12 protein-coding genes are annotated in these 14,653 nt (G+C 71.3%); 7 read left to right on the plus strand and 5 right to left on the minus strand.

The features are described from left to right. Nucleotides 1–109 precede the first annotated feature (109 nt). The 4 genes from ACH47Z_RS01580 (at nt 110) to ybaK (ending at nt 4,153) form a co-directional block, all read left to right on the plus strand. Nucleotides 110–1,696, plus strand: a complete 1,587-nt coding sequence (locus tag ACH47Z_RS01580) for an oxidoreductase (protein ID WP_399069315.1) — start codon at nt 110–112, stop codon at nt 1,694–1,696. 143 nt (nt 1,697–1,839) lie between these two features. Continuing rightward, the gene (locus tag ACH47Z_RS01585; protein ID WP_399069317.1) at nt 1,840–2,883 is read left to right on the plus strand and encodes a hypothetical protein; all 1,044 of its coding nucleotides are present in this window, start codon (nt 1,840–1,842) and stop codon (nt 2,881–2,883) included. Nucleotides 2,884–2,894: 11 nt separating this feature from the next. Further along, the gene (locus tag ACH47Z_RS01590) at nt 2,895–3,635 is read left to right on the plus strand and encodes an LON peptidase substrate-binding domain-containing protein (protein ID WP_399069319.1); all 741 of its coding nucleotides are present in this window, start codon (nt 2,895–2,897) and stop codon (nt 3,633–3,635) included. Nucleotides 3,636–3,649: 14 nt separating this feature from the next. Beyond that, entirely contained in the window at nt 3,650–4,153 is a 504-nt protein-coding gene (gene ybaK / locus ACH47Z_RS01595; RefSeq protein ID WP_399069321.1) for a Cys-tRNA(Pro) deacylase, read from the plus strand. A 252-nt stretch (nt 4,154–4,405) separates the two neighbouring features. On the opposite strand, the gene ACH47Z_RS01600 is transcribed toward ybaK, so the two are convergent. From ACH47Z_RS01600 to ACH47Z_RS01615, 4 genes are all read right to left on the minus strand, one after another. Then, a complete protein-coding gene (locus tag ACH47Z_RS01600) occupies nt 4,406–5,044 on the minus strand; it encodes an AAA family ATPase (RefSeq protein ID WP_399069323.1) in 639 nt (212 codons plus the stop codon). Nucleotides 5,045–5,078: 34 nt separating this feature from the next. Further along, entirely contained in the window at nt 5,079–5,900 is an 822-nt protein-coding gene (locus tag ACH47Z_RS01605; protein ID WP_399069325.1) for an ABC transporter permease, read from the minus strand. A gap of 73 nt (nt 5,901–5,973) precedes the next feature. Further along, nucleotides 5,974–6,987, minus strand: a complete 1,014-nt coding sequence (locus ACH47Z_RS01610) for an ABC transporter ATP-binding protein (protein ID WP_399069327.1) — start codon at nt 6,985–6,987, stop codon at nt 5,974–5,976. A 29-nt stretch (nt 6,988–7,016) separates the two neighbouring features. Next, complete coding sequence (locus ACH47Z_RS01615; RefSeq protein WP_399069329.1) at nt 7,017–8,279, minus strand: NYN domain-containing protein; 1,263 nt, start codon at nt 8,277–8,279, stop codon at nt 7,017–7,019. Nucleotides 8,280–8,505: 226 nt separating this feature from the next. Here ACH47Z_RS01615 and ACH47Z_RS01620 point away from each other — a divergent pair, with 226 nt between their 5' ends. Continuing rightward, nucleotides 8,506–8,673 (plus strand): hypothetical protein, encoded by a 168-nt coding sequence (locus ACH47Z_RS01620; protein WP_399069331.1) that lies wholly within the window; start codon nt 8,506–8,508, stop codon nt 8,671–8,673. Between the two features lie 84 nt (nt 8,674–8,757). Here the strand turns inward: ACH47Z_RS01620 and dnaE are convergent, their stop codons facing one another. Next, nucleotides 8,758–12,297: a DNA polymerase III subunit alpha gene (gene dnaE / locus ACH47Z_RS01625; RefSeq protein WP_399069334.1), complete on the minus strand. Its 3,540-nt coding sequence runs from the start codon at nt 12,295–12,297 to the stop codon at nt 8,758–8,760. A 201-nt stretch (nt 12,298–12,498) separates the two neighbouring features. Here dnaE and ACH47Z_RS01630 point away from each other — a divergent pair, with 201 nt between their 5' ends. Together ACH47Z_RS01630 and ACH47Z_RS01635 are read left to right on the plus strand one after the other, a co-directional pair. After that, nucleotides 12,499–13,824 (plus strand): DUF2252 domain-containing protein, encoded by a 1,326-nt coding sequence (locus tag ACH47Z_RS01630; protein WP_399069336.1) that lies wholly within the window; start codon nt 12,499–12,501, stop codon nt 13,822–13,824. 68 nt (nt 13,825–13,892) lie between these two features. Beyond that, nucleotides 13,893–14,582 (plus strand): hypothetical protein, encoded by a 690-nt coding sequence (locus ACH47Z_RS01635; RefSeq protein ID WP_399069338.1) that lies wholly within the window; start codon nt 13,893–13,895, stop codon nt 14,580–14,582. The last annotated feature ends 71 nt before the right edge of the window (nt 14,583–14,653 follow it).

Raw genomic sequence — 14,653 nt, forward strand, 5'->3', positions numbered from 1 at the left:
ACGTGGCTGGATTCGGAAGATCCCCTTCACCTCCGGTGTTCCATCTGTCACTCAGCGGGCATGAACGGCTGTACGAAAACCGTGTGCGATGGAGGGAGAAGGAACAGCGGTGACCGAGGGGGCCGGCGTCGTCGCAGCGGACGCCAGGGACGTGCCGGACGAGCTGACCGCGGCCGAGGCGGGCATGTGGCAGGCCTTCCGCAACGGCAGCGTGTACGACCTGAGCAGCGGCGACGCCGTCGTGGACGATCCGCACGGCGGGCATCCCTGGGGTCCCGAGCGGACCGTGCGGGCGCGGATCGTGTGCTGGCTGCTGCTGGACGGGCCGCCGGCGCTCGCGGGCCGGGTGTCCGCGCTGAAGCTCGTCGGCGTCCGGATCACCGGCCCGATGGACCTCGCGGGCGGCACGGTCAGGCCGTACGTGGAGCTGCGCGGCTGCCGTTTCGACGACGAGGTGCTGCTGCCGGAGGCCCGGTTCACCACCCTGCGCCTGGTGGACTGCGCGGTCCCGCGGCTGGAGGCGGCCCGGGTGCACACCGAGGGCGATCTGCACCTGCCGCGCTGCCGCTTCCAGAACGGGATCCGGCTGACCGACGCGCACATCGGCACGGATCTGATGCTCAACGAGGCGATCGTGTACCGCGACCACAGCGGCCGGTCGATCGCCGGGGACGGCATGACCGTCGGCCAGGACCTCCAGGCGGAGATGCTGGAGTCGCACGGTGAGCTGAGGCTGCGCGGCGCGAAGGTCGGCGTGTCGCTCAGCCTGCGGGGCGCGAAACTCGCCAATCCCTACGCCCGGCTGGCCCTGAACGCACCCCAGATGACCGTCGAGCGCACCCTGTATCTGACCCCGGCCGGCGTGGGCAGCCCGCTGCTGAGCGGCACGACTCCCGCGCGCGGGACGCGGATCCAGCGCTTCGAGTGCCGGGGCGGGATCCGCCTGGACGACGGGCGGTTCGGGGACGCCGTCGACCTGGAGCGGGCCCGGTTCGTCCTCACCGACGACCAGGAACTGTCGCTGCGCCGGGTGCACGCGCCCGAGCTGCGCTTCCTCGGGGACAAGCCACAGCGCGGCAAGATCGTGCTGTCCGGGGCGCGGATCGTCAACCTGGTGGACCGCGCGGGCGCCTGGCCGGACGCCGGCAATCTGCACATGGGCGGCTTCAGCTACGAGAACCTGGTGCCGCAGGGCCCCTTCCCGCTGGCCCGGCGCCTGGACTGGCTCGCGGCGGCCACCGCGGAGTACGCCCCGGAGCCGTACGAGCGGCTGGCGGCGGTGCTGCGCGCGGCCGGCGAGGACGAGGACGCGCGCGAGGTGCTGCTCGCCAAGCAGCGCCGGCGCCGCGAGACCCTGCCGCCGGCCGCCAAGGTCCTGGGCTATGTCCAGGACTGGACGGTCGCCTACGGGTACCGTCCGGGCCGGGCCGCGGTGTGGATGGCGGTGCTGTGGGCGGCGGGCACGCTCGCGTTCGCGCACGCGGGCCATCTGCCGGCGAACCACGACGAGCATCCGTACTGGAGCCCGGCCCTGTTCACCCTGGACCTGCTGCTGCCCGTGATCGACCTGGGCCAGTCCGGCGCGTGGCAGCTCCATGGCGGCTGGGAGTGGCTGGAGAGCGCGATGATCCTGCTCGGCTGGATACTCGCGACCACGGTGGCGGCGGGGGCGACACGGCTGCTGCGGCGAAGCTGAGGGACCAGAGGGACCACTGGAACAGGTGTCTCATCGTCGAGGCGTCACCTTTGCCGCTCCTTGACCGACCGGCGTACAACTTTCCGGGACTTGCCCGAAGTCTCTGGCGCGCCTCCGACCTGCGGACTTTCAATGGTCACACCATGGTTCCGCTGCCGTCGTTCATCCGCTGCGCCGTCCGGATGACCAAACGCTCCGCGCGCCCGGCCGACCGGACTCCGGCCGGGGACGAGGCCGTGCTCGACGCGCCCGACGACCGTCTCTCCCCGGCGCTGGTCGCGGCCGGCCGGGGCGAGTACGACGCGGCGGCCACCCTGCTGGCCGCCACCCGCGCCGCGGCCGCCTGGGAGAACCACGACCGGTACGTACGGCACCTCGCCGCCTTCGCCCGCTCGCGCCCCGAGTGGTTCGAGGCCTGGCGTACGACCGCCCCGCAGGACCCCGGCGCGCTGCTGGTCGGGGCGCAGCTGGCGGTGGACCGCGCCTGGCCCTCGCCGGCCCGCGCCGAGCTGCTACGCGAGGTCAGCCCGCTCATCACGGCCGCCGCCCGCGCCGACGACCGCGATCCGGTGCCCTGGCGGATCGCGCTGGACCACGCGCGCGGCTCCCGGGCCGGGCACCGCTATGTCGAGGAGCTGTGGGCGGCGGCGGTCCGGCGGGCCCCGCACCACCACGGCTGCCATGTGGCCGCGCTGCGCTATCTGGCCACGTCCTGGCACGGCGCGCACCGCGAGTGCCTCGACTTCGCCGACCGGGCCGCGCAGGACGCCCCGGCCGACTCGCTGGTCCAGGCGCTGCCGGCCCGCGCAGCCTTCGGCTATCTGACCGACGGCTGCGGTCCCGAGGTGCCGCGCGCCCGGCTGGACGCCGCGGCCGACCGCGCCCTCGCCCTGTCGGCACGCCTCCCGGCGGCCGACCCCTGGTCGGCCGGGATCCGCAACAAGCTCCTGTACGTCCTGCTGCGCCTGGAGCGCTGGGAGGACGCGCGCGCCCTGCTCACGCTGATCGGCCCGTACGCCACGTCGTTCCCCTGGGCCCGGTTCTCCGACGACCCGCTCGGCCACTTCCTGCGGCTGCGCGAACACCTGCTGACGCCGGGTCCACGGCCGGTCGCCGCGGGGCCCGCGCCACTGCCCCCGGCCCTCCTCGGTGAGCACGGCGGACACGTCCGCGCCGGTGACCATTAGGCTGGGGCGCCGTGACCACCGTCCGTCTCCCGCTCTTCCCGCTGAACACGGTGCTGTTCCCGGGGCTCGTGCTGCCGCTCAACGTCTTCGAGGAGCGCTATCGCGCCATGATGCGTGAGCTGCTCAAGACACCCGAGGACGAGCCGCGCCGGTTCGCCGTCGTGGCGATCCGCGACGGCTACGAGGTGGCGCCGAGCGCCCCCGGCATGCCGGACCCCACCGCACAGCCCGAGCGGGGGCCGGCCGCGGGCTTCGGCCCGGAGCCGCTCAAGGCCTTCCACCCGGTGGGCTGTGTGGCGGACGCGGCAACGATCCGGGAGCGGGCCGACGGCACGTTCGAGGTGCTGGCGACGGGCACGACCCGGGTGCGGCTGCTCTCCGTCGACGCGTCGGGCCCGTTCCTCACCGGGGAGCTCGAGGAGCTGCCGGAGGAGCCGGGCGACGAGGCGGGCGCGCTGGCCGAGGGCGTCCTGCGCTCTTTCCGGCAGTACCAGAAACGCCTGGCCGGCGCCCGCGAGCGCTCACTGTCCTCGGGCACGGAGCTGCCGGACGACCCGAGCGTGGTGTCGTACCTGGTGGCGGCGGCGATGGTGCACGACACGCCGACCAAGCAACGGCTCCTGCAAGCTCCGGACACCGCGTCCCGCCTGCGCGACGAACTGAAACTGCTGCGCGCCGAGACGGCCATCATCCGTAGCCTGCCGTCGCTGCCCGCGTTCGAGCTGACGCGGACGCCGACGAGCCTGAACTGAGGAAGCCAAGCCGGATGGCGAAGAAACAGAAGAAACAACAGCAGTCCGGGGGAACGCCCGCGACGGTCGCCCTGACCGCGGCCGGCGTGGACTTCACGACGCACGCGTACGACCACGACCCGGCCCACCCGTCCTACGGCGAGGAGGCGGCCGAGGCGATGGGCGTCTCCCCCGACCGGGTCTTCAAAACACTGGTCGCGGACGTCGACGGCGCCCTGACGGTGGCCGTGGTCCCGGTCTCCGGCTCCCTCGATCTGAAGGCCCTCGCGGCGGCGGTCGGCGGTAAGCGGGCGACCATGGCGGACCCGACCCTGGCCGAACGGACCACCGGATACGTCCGGGGCGGCATCTCACCCCTCGGCCAGCGCAGGAGACTGCCGACGGTCCTGGACGACTCGGCACAGGCACACGGAACGATCTGTGTGTCGGCCGGGCGGCGGGGGCTCGAGGTGGAACTGGCACCGGCAGACCTGGTGAAACTGACAGAGGCGGCACTGGCACCGATCAGCCGGGACTGACAGGGCTGATTCCGGCGGTCAACTCCCTTGCGTGTGTTGAGGTCGTCGGCAAGGGGCTGTACGTCGGCGCCGTGAATGTGAGCGAGGCAGCCGGCCATCTTCGTTCCGGCTATTACTACGCCAAGTACATCGTGCACAGCAAAGAGACCTCCAGCTAGACGGTCCCGTCCGGCTGAGCACGAAAGCCCCGCGCAGTGGAGCGCGGGGCTTTCGTATGTCGTCCCGGAGTTCCAGGAGGGCGCAGCCCCCTGGCTAGGACGCCTGCGGATACGGCACTTCAGGATCCCGGGGCCCGAACAACGCCGTAAGCCCAAGATGCACGAGCACCCCGGAAAGCGGCCACGCCAGCAGCGCGCCCTTCGCCCCGAGCTTCAGCGGCGCCGAGAAGGTGACTCCCTTGCCCACCTGCTTCGCGTGAGCGATCACGTCGGAGGTGGGCCCGAGCCACACCCCGAGCCGCCACGCGAGCAGCGACCCGAGCAGCGCGCCGACGCCCAGCCCCACCACGAGCGGCACTCCCCCGCGTCGCCGCAGCAGGAACACGGCCAGCCCGCTGAGCAGCCCGAAGCCCAGCGCCAGCAGGGTGAACGTGCCGTCCACCCCGATGGCCTGCTCGCCCTCGCTGTCCTTGAGGTAGACCACCCAGCTCTTGTCGACCTGGTCGCCGACCAGCGGCACGTGCGGTGCCAGCCACCACCACAGCAGCCCCAGCAGCACCCCGCCCAGCGCCACGGCCACCGTGGTCACGGCGGCCTCCCGCAACTCGGTCTTCATCCCGGGGCCGTCCTGTTCGTACGTGCCGACGCCCGGCGCCCCGGCGGGCGGGGCCTGCCAGACCTGGTGCGCGGAGTCGTCGTGCGGGGGCGGGGGCGGAGTCAGCGGTGCGGTCACCCTGACATCGTGCCAGGTCGCGCTGTGCGCCGCGTCACCGGACGGCGGCCCTGCGATACGCCCAGGTCGCCACGGCCAGCGAGACCACCCCGACCCCGGCGCACACACCCAGGTCGGCGAGGACGACGGCCCAGTCCGGACGGTCGCCGAACGTGCGGGCGTACGCCTCCACGCCGTACGTCGACGGCAGCAGATCGCGCGCCAGCCGGACGATCTCCGGCATCCGGTCGGCCGGCAGCACCCCGAGCAGCAGCGCCGCCGACATGCCCAGCTGCCCGAGCAGGGTGGCCAGCTCGGGCCGGGGCGCGAGCAGTCCGCAGGCGGCGCCGAGCCCGGACAGCGCGGCTCCGGCGAGCGGGATCACGATGAGCAGGACCCACAGGTTGGACAGCGGCAGCCCGAACAGCACGCATCCGAACACGGCCGTCACCAGCGTCCCGGGCACGGTGAAGGAGGCGTAGGCGGCCGCCGCGCCGAGCACCACCGCGGCCGGCGGCACGGGCAGCGTGGCGTAGTGATCGAGCCCGCCACTCGCCCGCAGCTGCCCGAAGTACTGCGCCAGCAGATTCAGCGCCACATACGCGACGACCAGTACCGACGACCCCGCCACCACGGACTGGGCCTCACTGCCGCTGTCGACGACGCCGCGCATCATCACCGTGATGCCGACGGACTGGAAGGTCGCCACGAACAGCAGCGGGATCCGCGCCACCCGGGCCCGGGACAGCTGCGCCCGGTACACGGCCGCCAGCGACGGCCACAGCCGCGCGGACGGCCCGAGTTCGGCCGTCTCCCGTGCCGTCTCGGGCACGGCCGGGGCACCGCCCGACAGAACCTCGGCGGGTACGACACTCACGTCGAGCTGCTCCTCTTCCCTGCGGCCGTCACATACGCCCCCACGACCGATACGCATTCCGCGGCCCGTACGCTCACGCTTTCACCAGCCCCTGCCGGGCCGCGCCGCCGAGCGCCAGATAGACGTCCTCCAGGCTGGGCGTGGCGAGGGTGAAGTCGTCCAGAGCGGCGAAGGCGGCCCCGCCGGTCACCGTGGCGACGGCGGCCCGGGCCTCCTCGGGTGCGAGCCGCAGCGTCCATCGCCGCCCGGCCTCCACCGCGCGCTCGCGCAGTACGGCGACCTCGGGCACCTCCAGCGGCGCCCGCTCCCGCCACACCAGCTCGACCCGCACCTCGCCGGCGACCTGCTCCTTCAGCCCGGCCGGGGTGTCACAGGCGATGACCCGGCCCTGGTCGAGGACGGCGACCCGGTCCAGCACGGTCTCGGCCTCGATGACGTTGTGGGTGACCAGCAGCACGGTCGTACCGCACTCGGCGCGCCGCCGGTCGACGGCCGCCCACACCGCGCGCCGGGCCACCGGGTCCATGCCGGTGGTCGGCTCGTCCAGCACGAGCAGCGGGCGCTCGCCGACGAGGGCGGCGGCGAAACAGGCGAGCCGCCGCTGCCCGCCGGACAGCTTCTTCAGCGCCCGCCCGGCGATCGGCGTGAGCCCCAGCTCCTCCAGTACGGCGTCCCGCTCGGCCCGTGCCCGCCGTACGTCGAGGCCGCGCAGGCGTCCGGTGGTCTCGGCGGCGAGGGAGACGGTCAGCTCGTCCAGCGCGGAGGACTCCTGGCCGAGGTAGGCGAGCAGGCGCGCGGCGCGCTCGGGGTGCCGCACGATGTCGTGGCCGAGGATCTCGACGCTGCCGTTGTCCGGCCGCAGCAGCCCGGTGAGCTGTCGTACGAGGGTGGACTTGCCGGCGCCGTTCGGCCCGAGCAGCCCGAAGACCTCGCCGCGCCGGACCGTCAGCTCGACCCCGTCGGTGGCCCGCACCTCGGGCGTGCCGGGGGCGCCGCGCCGTCCCCTGACGGCCGGATAGGTCTTGGCGAGCCCGCGCACGCGTACGACCTCGTCATGCCGAAGGGCCGGTACCGCGCGCGTGTTCACAAGGGACGAGGGTACGGGGTCCGGGGCCTTTACTCGCCTTTGGGGCCGCCTACGGGGGTTCCACCCGGGTTCGGTCCTGCGGCGGGCGCGGGCTCCGTCCCCGCGGGTACGTCGATCTCCCGCCAGAAGCCCGCCCGGATGGCGTAACGGTCGTGCTCGTCGATCTGGTCGTCCTTGTGGGCGAGCAGACCGAACCGGGCCGCGTAGCGCAGCAGCTCCCCGTCGATGCGGTGCGGGACGCGCGGGTACATCTGCGACAGCTTCTGCAGATGGCTCTGGTCGCCGAGCCGGGAGATCCAGCGCCGGGCGAAGACCTGGCCCACCTCGTACGGGTCGCCGCCGACGGTGGTGATGTCCTCCTCCCGGTCGGCCCAGCGCTGCTCGGCCGTGGTGAGCTGGGCCAGCGTCGGCATGGCGGCGGCCTCGGGCGGCTCGGGGACCACACCGGGGCGGTCCACCCAGCCCTTGTCGGAGGACCAGCGCAGGGTGGCGGTCGCGGGGTGCTGGACGGGCTGGGCGCCGGGGGCGCGCAGGGCGGCGAGGTCCTTGGGGGTGGGTACACCCTTGGGTGCGGCGGTCCGCTCCTGGGTGCCGTTGGCCGACGCGGCGGCGGCCGGTGTGTGCGCGCCCTGCTCGGCCGGGCGTTCGGCCGCCGCGGCGAGCGCGGACTCGGGCAGCGGCGCGGAGAGGATCGCGGCGATCTCGGGCCGGGGCGCGGGCGGCGGAGCGCAGACGCCGGTCAGCTCCTTGGCCCGGACGGCCTGGGTGATCCAGGCCCGGTCCAGCACGCGCCGCTCGTCGGCCTCGGCGACCAGGTCCTCGGACTGGTTGTAGTCACCGTCGGCGGCCTGTACGGCCCACAGGTGGACGGCGACACCGTGCTCCTTGGCGGCCATCATGCCGGGCAGCAGGTCGCCGTCGCCGGTGACGAGGACGACGTCGGAGCAGGCGCGGTTGCGGGCCAGCTCGGTCAGTTCGGCGTGCATGGCCGCGTCCACGCCCTTCTGCGCCCAGCGTCCGTCGCTGCGGGTGAGGGCGCCGAGCCGGACGGTGACCCGGGGCATCACGCGCAGCCGGCGATGCTCCGGCTGGGGGACCCGGTCGGGGGCGCCGTCGAACCAGTAGATGCGCAGCAGCGGGCGCTCGGTCTCGGCCTCCGCGCGGTCGCGCAGCCCCTGGATCAGCGCCGTGTGGTCCACGGTGATCCGGGACCGCGAGGGCTCACCGGCGAGGAGGCTGGCGGCCGCGCCCAGCAGATATCCGGCGTCCACCAGGACGATGCAGCGGTCCACGCGACTCACCCTCTTCCCGGGAGGCTTTGCTCAGTGACTTCCTTCGAGTCTGCCCGACCACGCGGAGGTTAACGGCCGGAACTGGATCTTCGGCGTGGCGTTTGCGGTGCGCGCGCCCCCACCCGCCCTGTCACACACGGTAATTATCCGACATGCGCCCGATGTCGGCTTATGTGAATCTGATTCCGGCCCTGGCCCCTAGATCCCCCACAGGAGGCAGATCCCCATGGCCAAGAACAAGAAGCAGGACCGTAAGCAGCCGCAGCCCGAGCGCAGCCAGGAGCAGGCCCCGCACTCCTCCCTGGAGCAGCAGGCGGAGCAGCGGATCTCCCACATGTCGACGCCCGCGGACGTGGCACGCAAGAACAAGGGGAAGCGCTTCGGCCACAACTGACATCCGCATGAAGGGCGATTGAGCCCAGACACATGACGAGGGGCGCACCCCACTTCGGGTGCGCCCCTTGCATGTCTCCGCCCACTAGCCCGCCAGGCAGGACGGGCCGAGCAGCACCTTCAGGTCGCCGAAGAGCGCCGGGTCGGGCTTGACCCGGTGCCGGTCCAGGCGCAGCACGGTCGTCTTGCGCGGGCCCTGGAGCTTGATCCGGACCTCGCTGTCACCCTTGTGATGGCTGAGGATCTCGCCGAGGCGGCTGACCATGGGCGGGGTGACCCTGGTGGCCGGGATGGTGAGGATCACCGGCGCGTTGGTGCCCGCGTTGGAGAGGTCCGGGACCATCAGCTCCATGGCGACGAGCCGGGGCACGTCCTCGCGCTTGTCGAGGCGGCCCTTGACGAACACCACGGCGTCCTCGACGAGTTGGGTCGACACCAGCTGGTAGGTCGCCGGGAAGAACATGCACTCGATGGAGCCGGCGAGGTCCTCGACGGTGGCGATCGCCCAGGCGTTGCCCTGCTTGGTCATCTTGCGCTGCAGGCCCGAGATGATGCCGCCGATGGTGACGACCGCGCCGTCCGCGTGCTCACCGCCGGTGAGCTGGGCGATGCCGGCGTCCGCCTTGTCGGACAGCACGTGCTCCAGGCCGAAGAGCGGGTGGTCGGAGACGTACAGACCGAGCATCTCCCGCTCCTGGGCGAGCAGATAGGTCTTGTCCCACTCGTCGTCGGTGAACTGCACGTCGAGGCCGAAGCCGGGCTCGCTGCTCTCCTCCTCGCCCATGCCGCCGAAGAGGTCGAACTGCCCCTCGGCCTCCTTGCGCTTGACCGCGACCACGTTGTCGATCATCGGCTCGTACTGGGCCGTCAGCCCCTTGCGGGTGTGACCCAGGGTGTCGAAGGCGCCCGCCTTGATCAACGACTCGGTGGTGCGCTTGTTGCAGGCGACCGCCTCCACCTTGTCGAGGTAGTCGGGGAAGGAGGCGTACTTGCCCTTGGCCTTGCGGCTCTTGATGATCGACTCGACCACGTTCGTACCGACGTTGCGGACGGCCTCCAGGCCGAACAGGATCACGTCGTCGCCCTGCGCCGCGAAGTTGTGCACCGACTCGTTGACGTTCGGCGGGAGCACCTTGATGCCCATGCGGCGGCATTCGTTGAGGTAGATCGCCGACTTGTCCTTGTCGTCCTTGACGGACGTCAGCAGGGCGGCCATGTACTCGGCGGGGTGGTTGGCCTTGAGGTACGCGGTCCAGTAGGAGACCAGGCCGTACGCGGCCGAGTGCGCCTTGTTGAAGGCGTAGCCGGCGAACGGGACCAGCACGTCCCACAGGGCCTGGATGGCCTCGTCGCTGTAGCCGTTCTTCTGGGCGCCGGCCTGGAAGATCGTGAAGTTCTTGGCGAGTTCGTCGGGCTTCTTCTTGCCCATCACCCGCCGGAGGATGTCGGCCTCGCCGAGCGAGTAACCGGCGATGATCTGAGCGGCCTTCTGCACCTGCTCCTGGTAGACGATCAGGCCGTAGGTGACGGCCAGGACCTCCTCGAGGGGCTCCTCCAGCTCCTTGTGGATCGGGGTGATCTCCTGGAGCTTGTTCTTGCGCAGCGCGTAGTTCGTGTGCGAGTCCATGCCCATCGGGCCCGGGCGGTACAGGGCCGACACGGCGGAGATGTCTTCGAAGTTGTCCGGCTTCATCAGGCGCAGCAGCGAGCGCATGGGGCCGCCGTCGAACTGGAAGACGCCGAGCGTGTCGCCGCGCTGGAGCAGTTCGAAGGTCGTCGGGTCGTCCAGCGGGAGAGCCAGGAGGTCGATGTCGACGCCCTTGTTGGACTTCACCATCTTGACGGCGTCGTCCATGATCGTGAGGTTGCGCAGGCCCAGGAAGTCCATCTTCAGCAGGCCGAGCGACTCACAGCTCGGATAGTCCCACTGCGTGATGGTCACGCCGTCCGTGTGCCTCACCCACACCGGGACGTGCTCGGTGATGGTCTCGCTGGACATGATCACGCCGGCGGCGTGCACACCCATCTGCCGGACCAGGCCCTCGACGCCCTTGGCGGTGTCGATGACCTTCTTCACGTCCGGTTCGTTCTCGTACATCGCCCGGACCTCGCCCGCCTCGTTGTAGCGGGGGTGCGCGGAGTTGGTGATGCCGTCCAGGTCGATGCCCTTGCCGAGGACGTCGGCGGGCATGGCCTTGGTGATGCGGTCGCCCATCGCGTACGGGTAGCCCAGCACGCGCGCGGAGTCCTTGATCGCGTTCTTGGCCTTGATCTTGCCGTAGGTACCGATCATGGCGACCTTGTCGGCGCCGTACTTCTCGGTCACGTACCTGATCACCTCGACGCGCCTGCGCTCGTCGAAGTCGATGTCGACGTCGGGCATGGAGACGCGCTCGGGGTTGAGGAACCGCTCGAAGATCAGGCCGTGCGGGATCGGGTCGAGGTCGGTGATGCCCATGGCGTAGGCGACGATCGAGCCGGCCGCGGAGCCTCGGCCGGGGCCCACCGCGATGCCGTTGTTCTTGGCCCACATGATGAAGTCGGCGACCACGAGGAAGTAGCCCGGGAACCCCATCTGGATGATGACGTCCATCTCGTACTCGACCTGCTTCTGCCGGTCGTCCGGGACGCCGCCGGGGAAACGGCGGTCCATGCCCCGGCGGACCTCCTCCTTGAACCAGGAGACCTCGGTGTAGCCCTCCGGGATGTCGAACTTCGGCATGAGGTTCTTGGCCTCGAACATGCCGGTGGTGTCGACCATCTCGGCGATGAGGAGCGTGTTGGCGCAGCCCTCCTGCCAGGCGTCCGAGGAGTCGATGGCGTACATCTCGTCCGTGGACTTCAGGTAGTAGCCGGTGCCGTCGAACTTGAAGCGGTCCGGGTCGGAGAGGTTCTTGCCGGTCTGGATGCACAGCAGGGCGTCGTGGGCGGTCGCCTCGTGCGCGTACGTGTAGTGCGAGTCGTTCGTCACCAGCGGCGGGATGCCGAGCTTCTTGCCGATCTCCAGCAGGCCGTCGCGTACCCGGTGCTCGATGTCGATGCCGTGGTCCATCAGCTCCAGGAAGTAGCGGTCCTTGCCGAAGATGTCCTGGTAGTCGGCGGCGGCCTTCAGTGCCTCGTCGTACTGCCCGAGACGCAGCCGCGTCTGGAGCTCGCCCGAGGGGCAGCCGGTGGAGGCGACGATGCCCTCGGACCACTGGGAGATCGTCTCCTTGTCCATCCGGGGCCACTTCTGCAGCCAGCCCTCGGCGTACGCGTCCGAGGAGAGCCGGAAGAGGTTGTGCAGACCCGTGCTGTTCACGGCCCACATCGTCTTGTGGGTGTAACCACCGGAGCCGGAGACGTCGTCCCGCTTCTGGTGCGGCTGGCCCCACTGGATCTTGCGCTTGTTGCGCCGGGACTCGGGGGCGACGTAGGCCTCGATCCCGATGATCGGCGTGATTCCGGCCTTCTTCGCGGAATGGAAGAAGTCGTACGCCCCGTGGAGGTTGCCGTGGTCGGACATGGCGATGTGCGTCATGCCCATCTCGTTGCAGGCGTTGAACATGTCCTTGAGCCGCGCGGCACCGTCCAGCAGCGAGTACTGGGTGTGGACGTGCAGGTGCGTGAAGGGCGGCTTTGACACGGTATGGCCTCCAACGGAAAACACTGGGCATGGGGCGGACGAACAGTTCTGGGGTCAGCGGGAAGTCTATGCCTCGCCACTGACACTCACGGGCGGTCCGGACGTACCTTCATGCGGGAACCGGGCACTCCCGCGTGGCGTCGCCCGTTGAGTACGGCGGAAACGCTGTCGTACACGTAACGCACCAGGAGGCACCCCGCGATGTCGGCACCCCAGCTCAACGACGAGCAGCGCGGCGAGGAGATCCTCGCCGTCTTCGACACCGCCTTCGGCCGGCTCCTGGCCGCCGACCCGGCCGCGTTCCGGGTGAAGTTCCGGAAGATGGCGGCCTCGGCGTTCGCGTTCTACCGGGGCACGGCGTGCCTCTTCTACCACGACCTCGACACAGAGAAGCGCGGTGGTCCATTTCTGGACGACCGCACCTCGCGCGTGTGGATCCACGGCGACCTGCACGCAGAGAACTTCGGCACGTACATGGACGCGAGCGGCCGCCTGGTCTTCAACGTCAACGACTTCGACGAGGCCTACGTCGGCCCCTTCACCTGGGACCTGAAGCGCTTCTCGGCCTCGGTCGCGCTCATCGGGTACGCGAAGGCGCTGAGTGACGAGCAGATCACCGAGCTGGTGCGGATCTACGCGGGCGCGTACCGCGAGCGCATCCACGCCCTGGCCACGGGCGCCAAGAGCGACGAGGTGCCGCCGTTCACGCTGGACACCGCGGAGGGTCCGCTCCTGGACGCGCTGCGTGACGCCCGCTCCTCGACGCGTTTCGGGCTGCTGGAGTCGATGACCGAGATCCGCGACTTCGAGCGCCGCTTCGCGCCGGGCGGCGGCTCCATCGAGCTGGACGCGGCGACCCGCTACAAGGTGCTGGCGGCCTTCGACGGCTATCTGGAGACGCTGCCGGACTCCTCCCTGGCCCGCCCGGACTCCTACCGCGTGAAGGACGTCGTCGGCCGCCGCGGCATCGGCATAGGGTCGGCCGGCCTGCCGTCGTACAACATCCTGCTGGAGGGCCACAGCGACGCCCTGGAGAACGACGTGGTGATCTACGTCAAGCAGGCCCAGACCCCGGCCGTCTCCCGGCACATCACGGATCCGGCCATCGCCGGGTACTTCCAGCACGAGGGTCATCGCACGGTGATCTCCCAGCGCGCCCTGCAGGCGCACGCCGACCCGTGGCTGGGCTGGACCGAGCTGGACGGCACGGGCCAGCTGGTCGCCGAGGTCTCGCCGTACGCCGTCGACCTCGACTGGAGCGACATCGACGACCCCGAGGAGATCGCGCAGGTGGCCGCCGACCTGGGCCGGGCCACGGCGGCGATGCACGCGGCGGCGGACGCCACCTCCGGCGAGTCCCTGGTGCCGTTCTCCACCGAGCGGGCCATCGACGCGGCGCTCGCGGCCGACGAGGAGGGCTTCGCGCCGCTCCTGGTGGACTTCGCGCACGGTTACGGCGCACGCGCGCGTGCCGACCACCAGATCTTCGTCGACCTGTTCCGCAACGGCCGGATTCCGGGGCTGTAACCTTCGCGCACTCACAGGCACTCTTTAGGGGTCCCTTACTCGCGTACGTGACAGACTCTTCTCTCGCTATGGACATATCCGGGACCCAGCTCAGAGCCGTGCGCGCGGCGCTGTTCACGGCCTTCGTCGTGACGCTCAGCACCGCGTCGCACGTGCTGCTGTCCCGCGCCCCGCTGCCTGCGGGAACGGTGCTGGCGGTCTGCGCCGGGGTGTTCGCCGCCGCGTACGCGCTGGCGGGCCGCGAGCGCGGCTTCGGCCGGATCGCGACCCTGCTGATCCCGCTGGAGCTGGCCTCCGACACGGTGTTCACCACGGGCCAGCACGCCTGCTACGGCCGGGCGGGCGGCCCGGTCGCGGGCCCGCTGCGCGCCTTCGGCTTCGACGTGCTGTGCCAGGGCGGCGCCGTCGGCACCCCGCTCGCCCGGATGACCGGCGCCGAGGGCCGCCCGGAGGCGCTCCTCGCGCACGCGAGTCCCGCGGCCGCCTGGCTGCTGCTCGCCGCGCACGTCGGCGTGGGTCTGCTGGCCGCCGCCTGGCTGCGCCGGGGCGAGCGGGCGCTGGTGCAGCTGCTGCGCGCGGTCGCCACCACCACCTTCCGGCCGCTGCTGCTGGCGGTGGCCTCGGTCACCGTACGGCCGGCTCCGGCCCGCCGGCTGCCGCGCCCGGCTCCGCGCCGGTTCGCCGCCCGCGACCGGCTTCTCGTGCACTCCCTGGGACGGCGTGGACCGCCGTGCTCCCCCGCCCTCGCCACAGCCTGAACGGCTGGTGCGCGGCGGCATCTGAGCACATCGAGTCCCCCACACGTATCCCGCGTACGGCATGTGCGCGT

Source organism: Streptomyces sp. NPDC020192, from assembly GCF_044388685.1.
Lineage (GTDB): Bacteria > Actinomycetota > Actinomycetes > Streptomycetales > Streptomycetaceae > Streptomyces.

Excerpts from the sequence above, each read along its gene's own strand:
- ACH47Z_RS01585 (WP_399069317.1), top strand. The coding sequence starts at position 1,840 with ATGGTTCCGCTGCCGTCGTTCATCCGCTGCGCCGTCCGGATGACCAAA.
- ybaK (WP_399069321.1), top strand. The coding sequence starts at position 3,650 with ATGGCGAAGAAACAGAAGAAACAACAGCAGTCCGGGGGAACGCCCGCG.
- ACH47Z_RS01620 (WP_399069331.1), top strand. The coding sequence starts at position 8,506 with ATGGCCAAGAACAAGAAGCAGGACCGTAAGCAGCCGCAGCCCGAGCGC.
- ACH47Z_RS01630 (WP_399069336.1), top strand. The coding sequence starts at position 12,499 with ATGTCGGCACCCCAGCTCAACGACGAGCAGCGCGGCGAGGAGATCCTC.
- ACH47Z_RS01635 (WP_399069338.1), top strand. The coding sequence starts at position 13,893 with ATGGACATATCCGGGACCCAGCTCAGAGCCGTGCGCGCGGCGCTGTTC.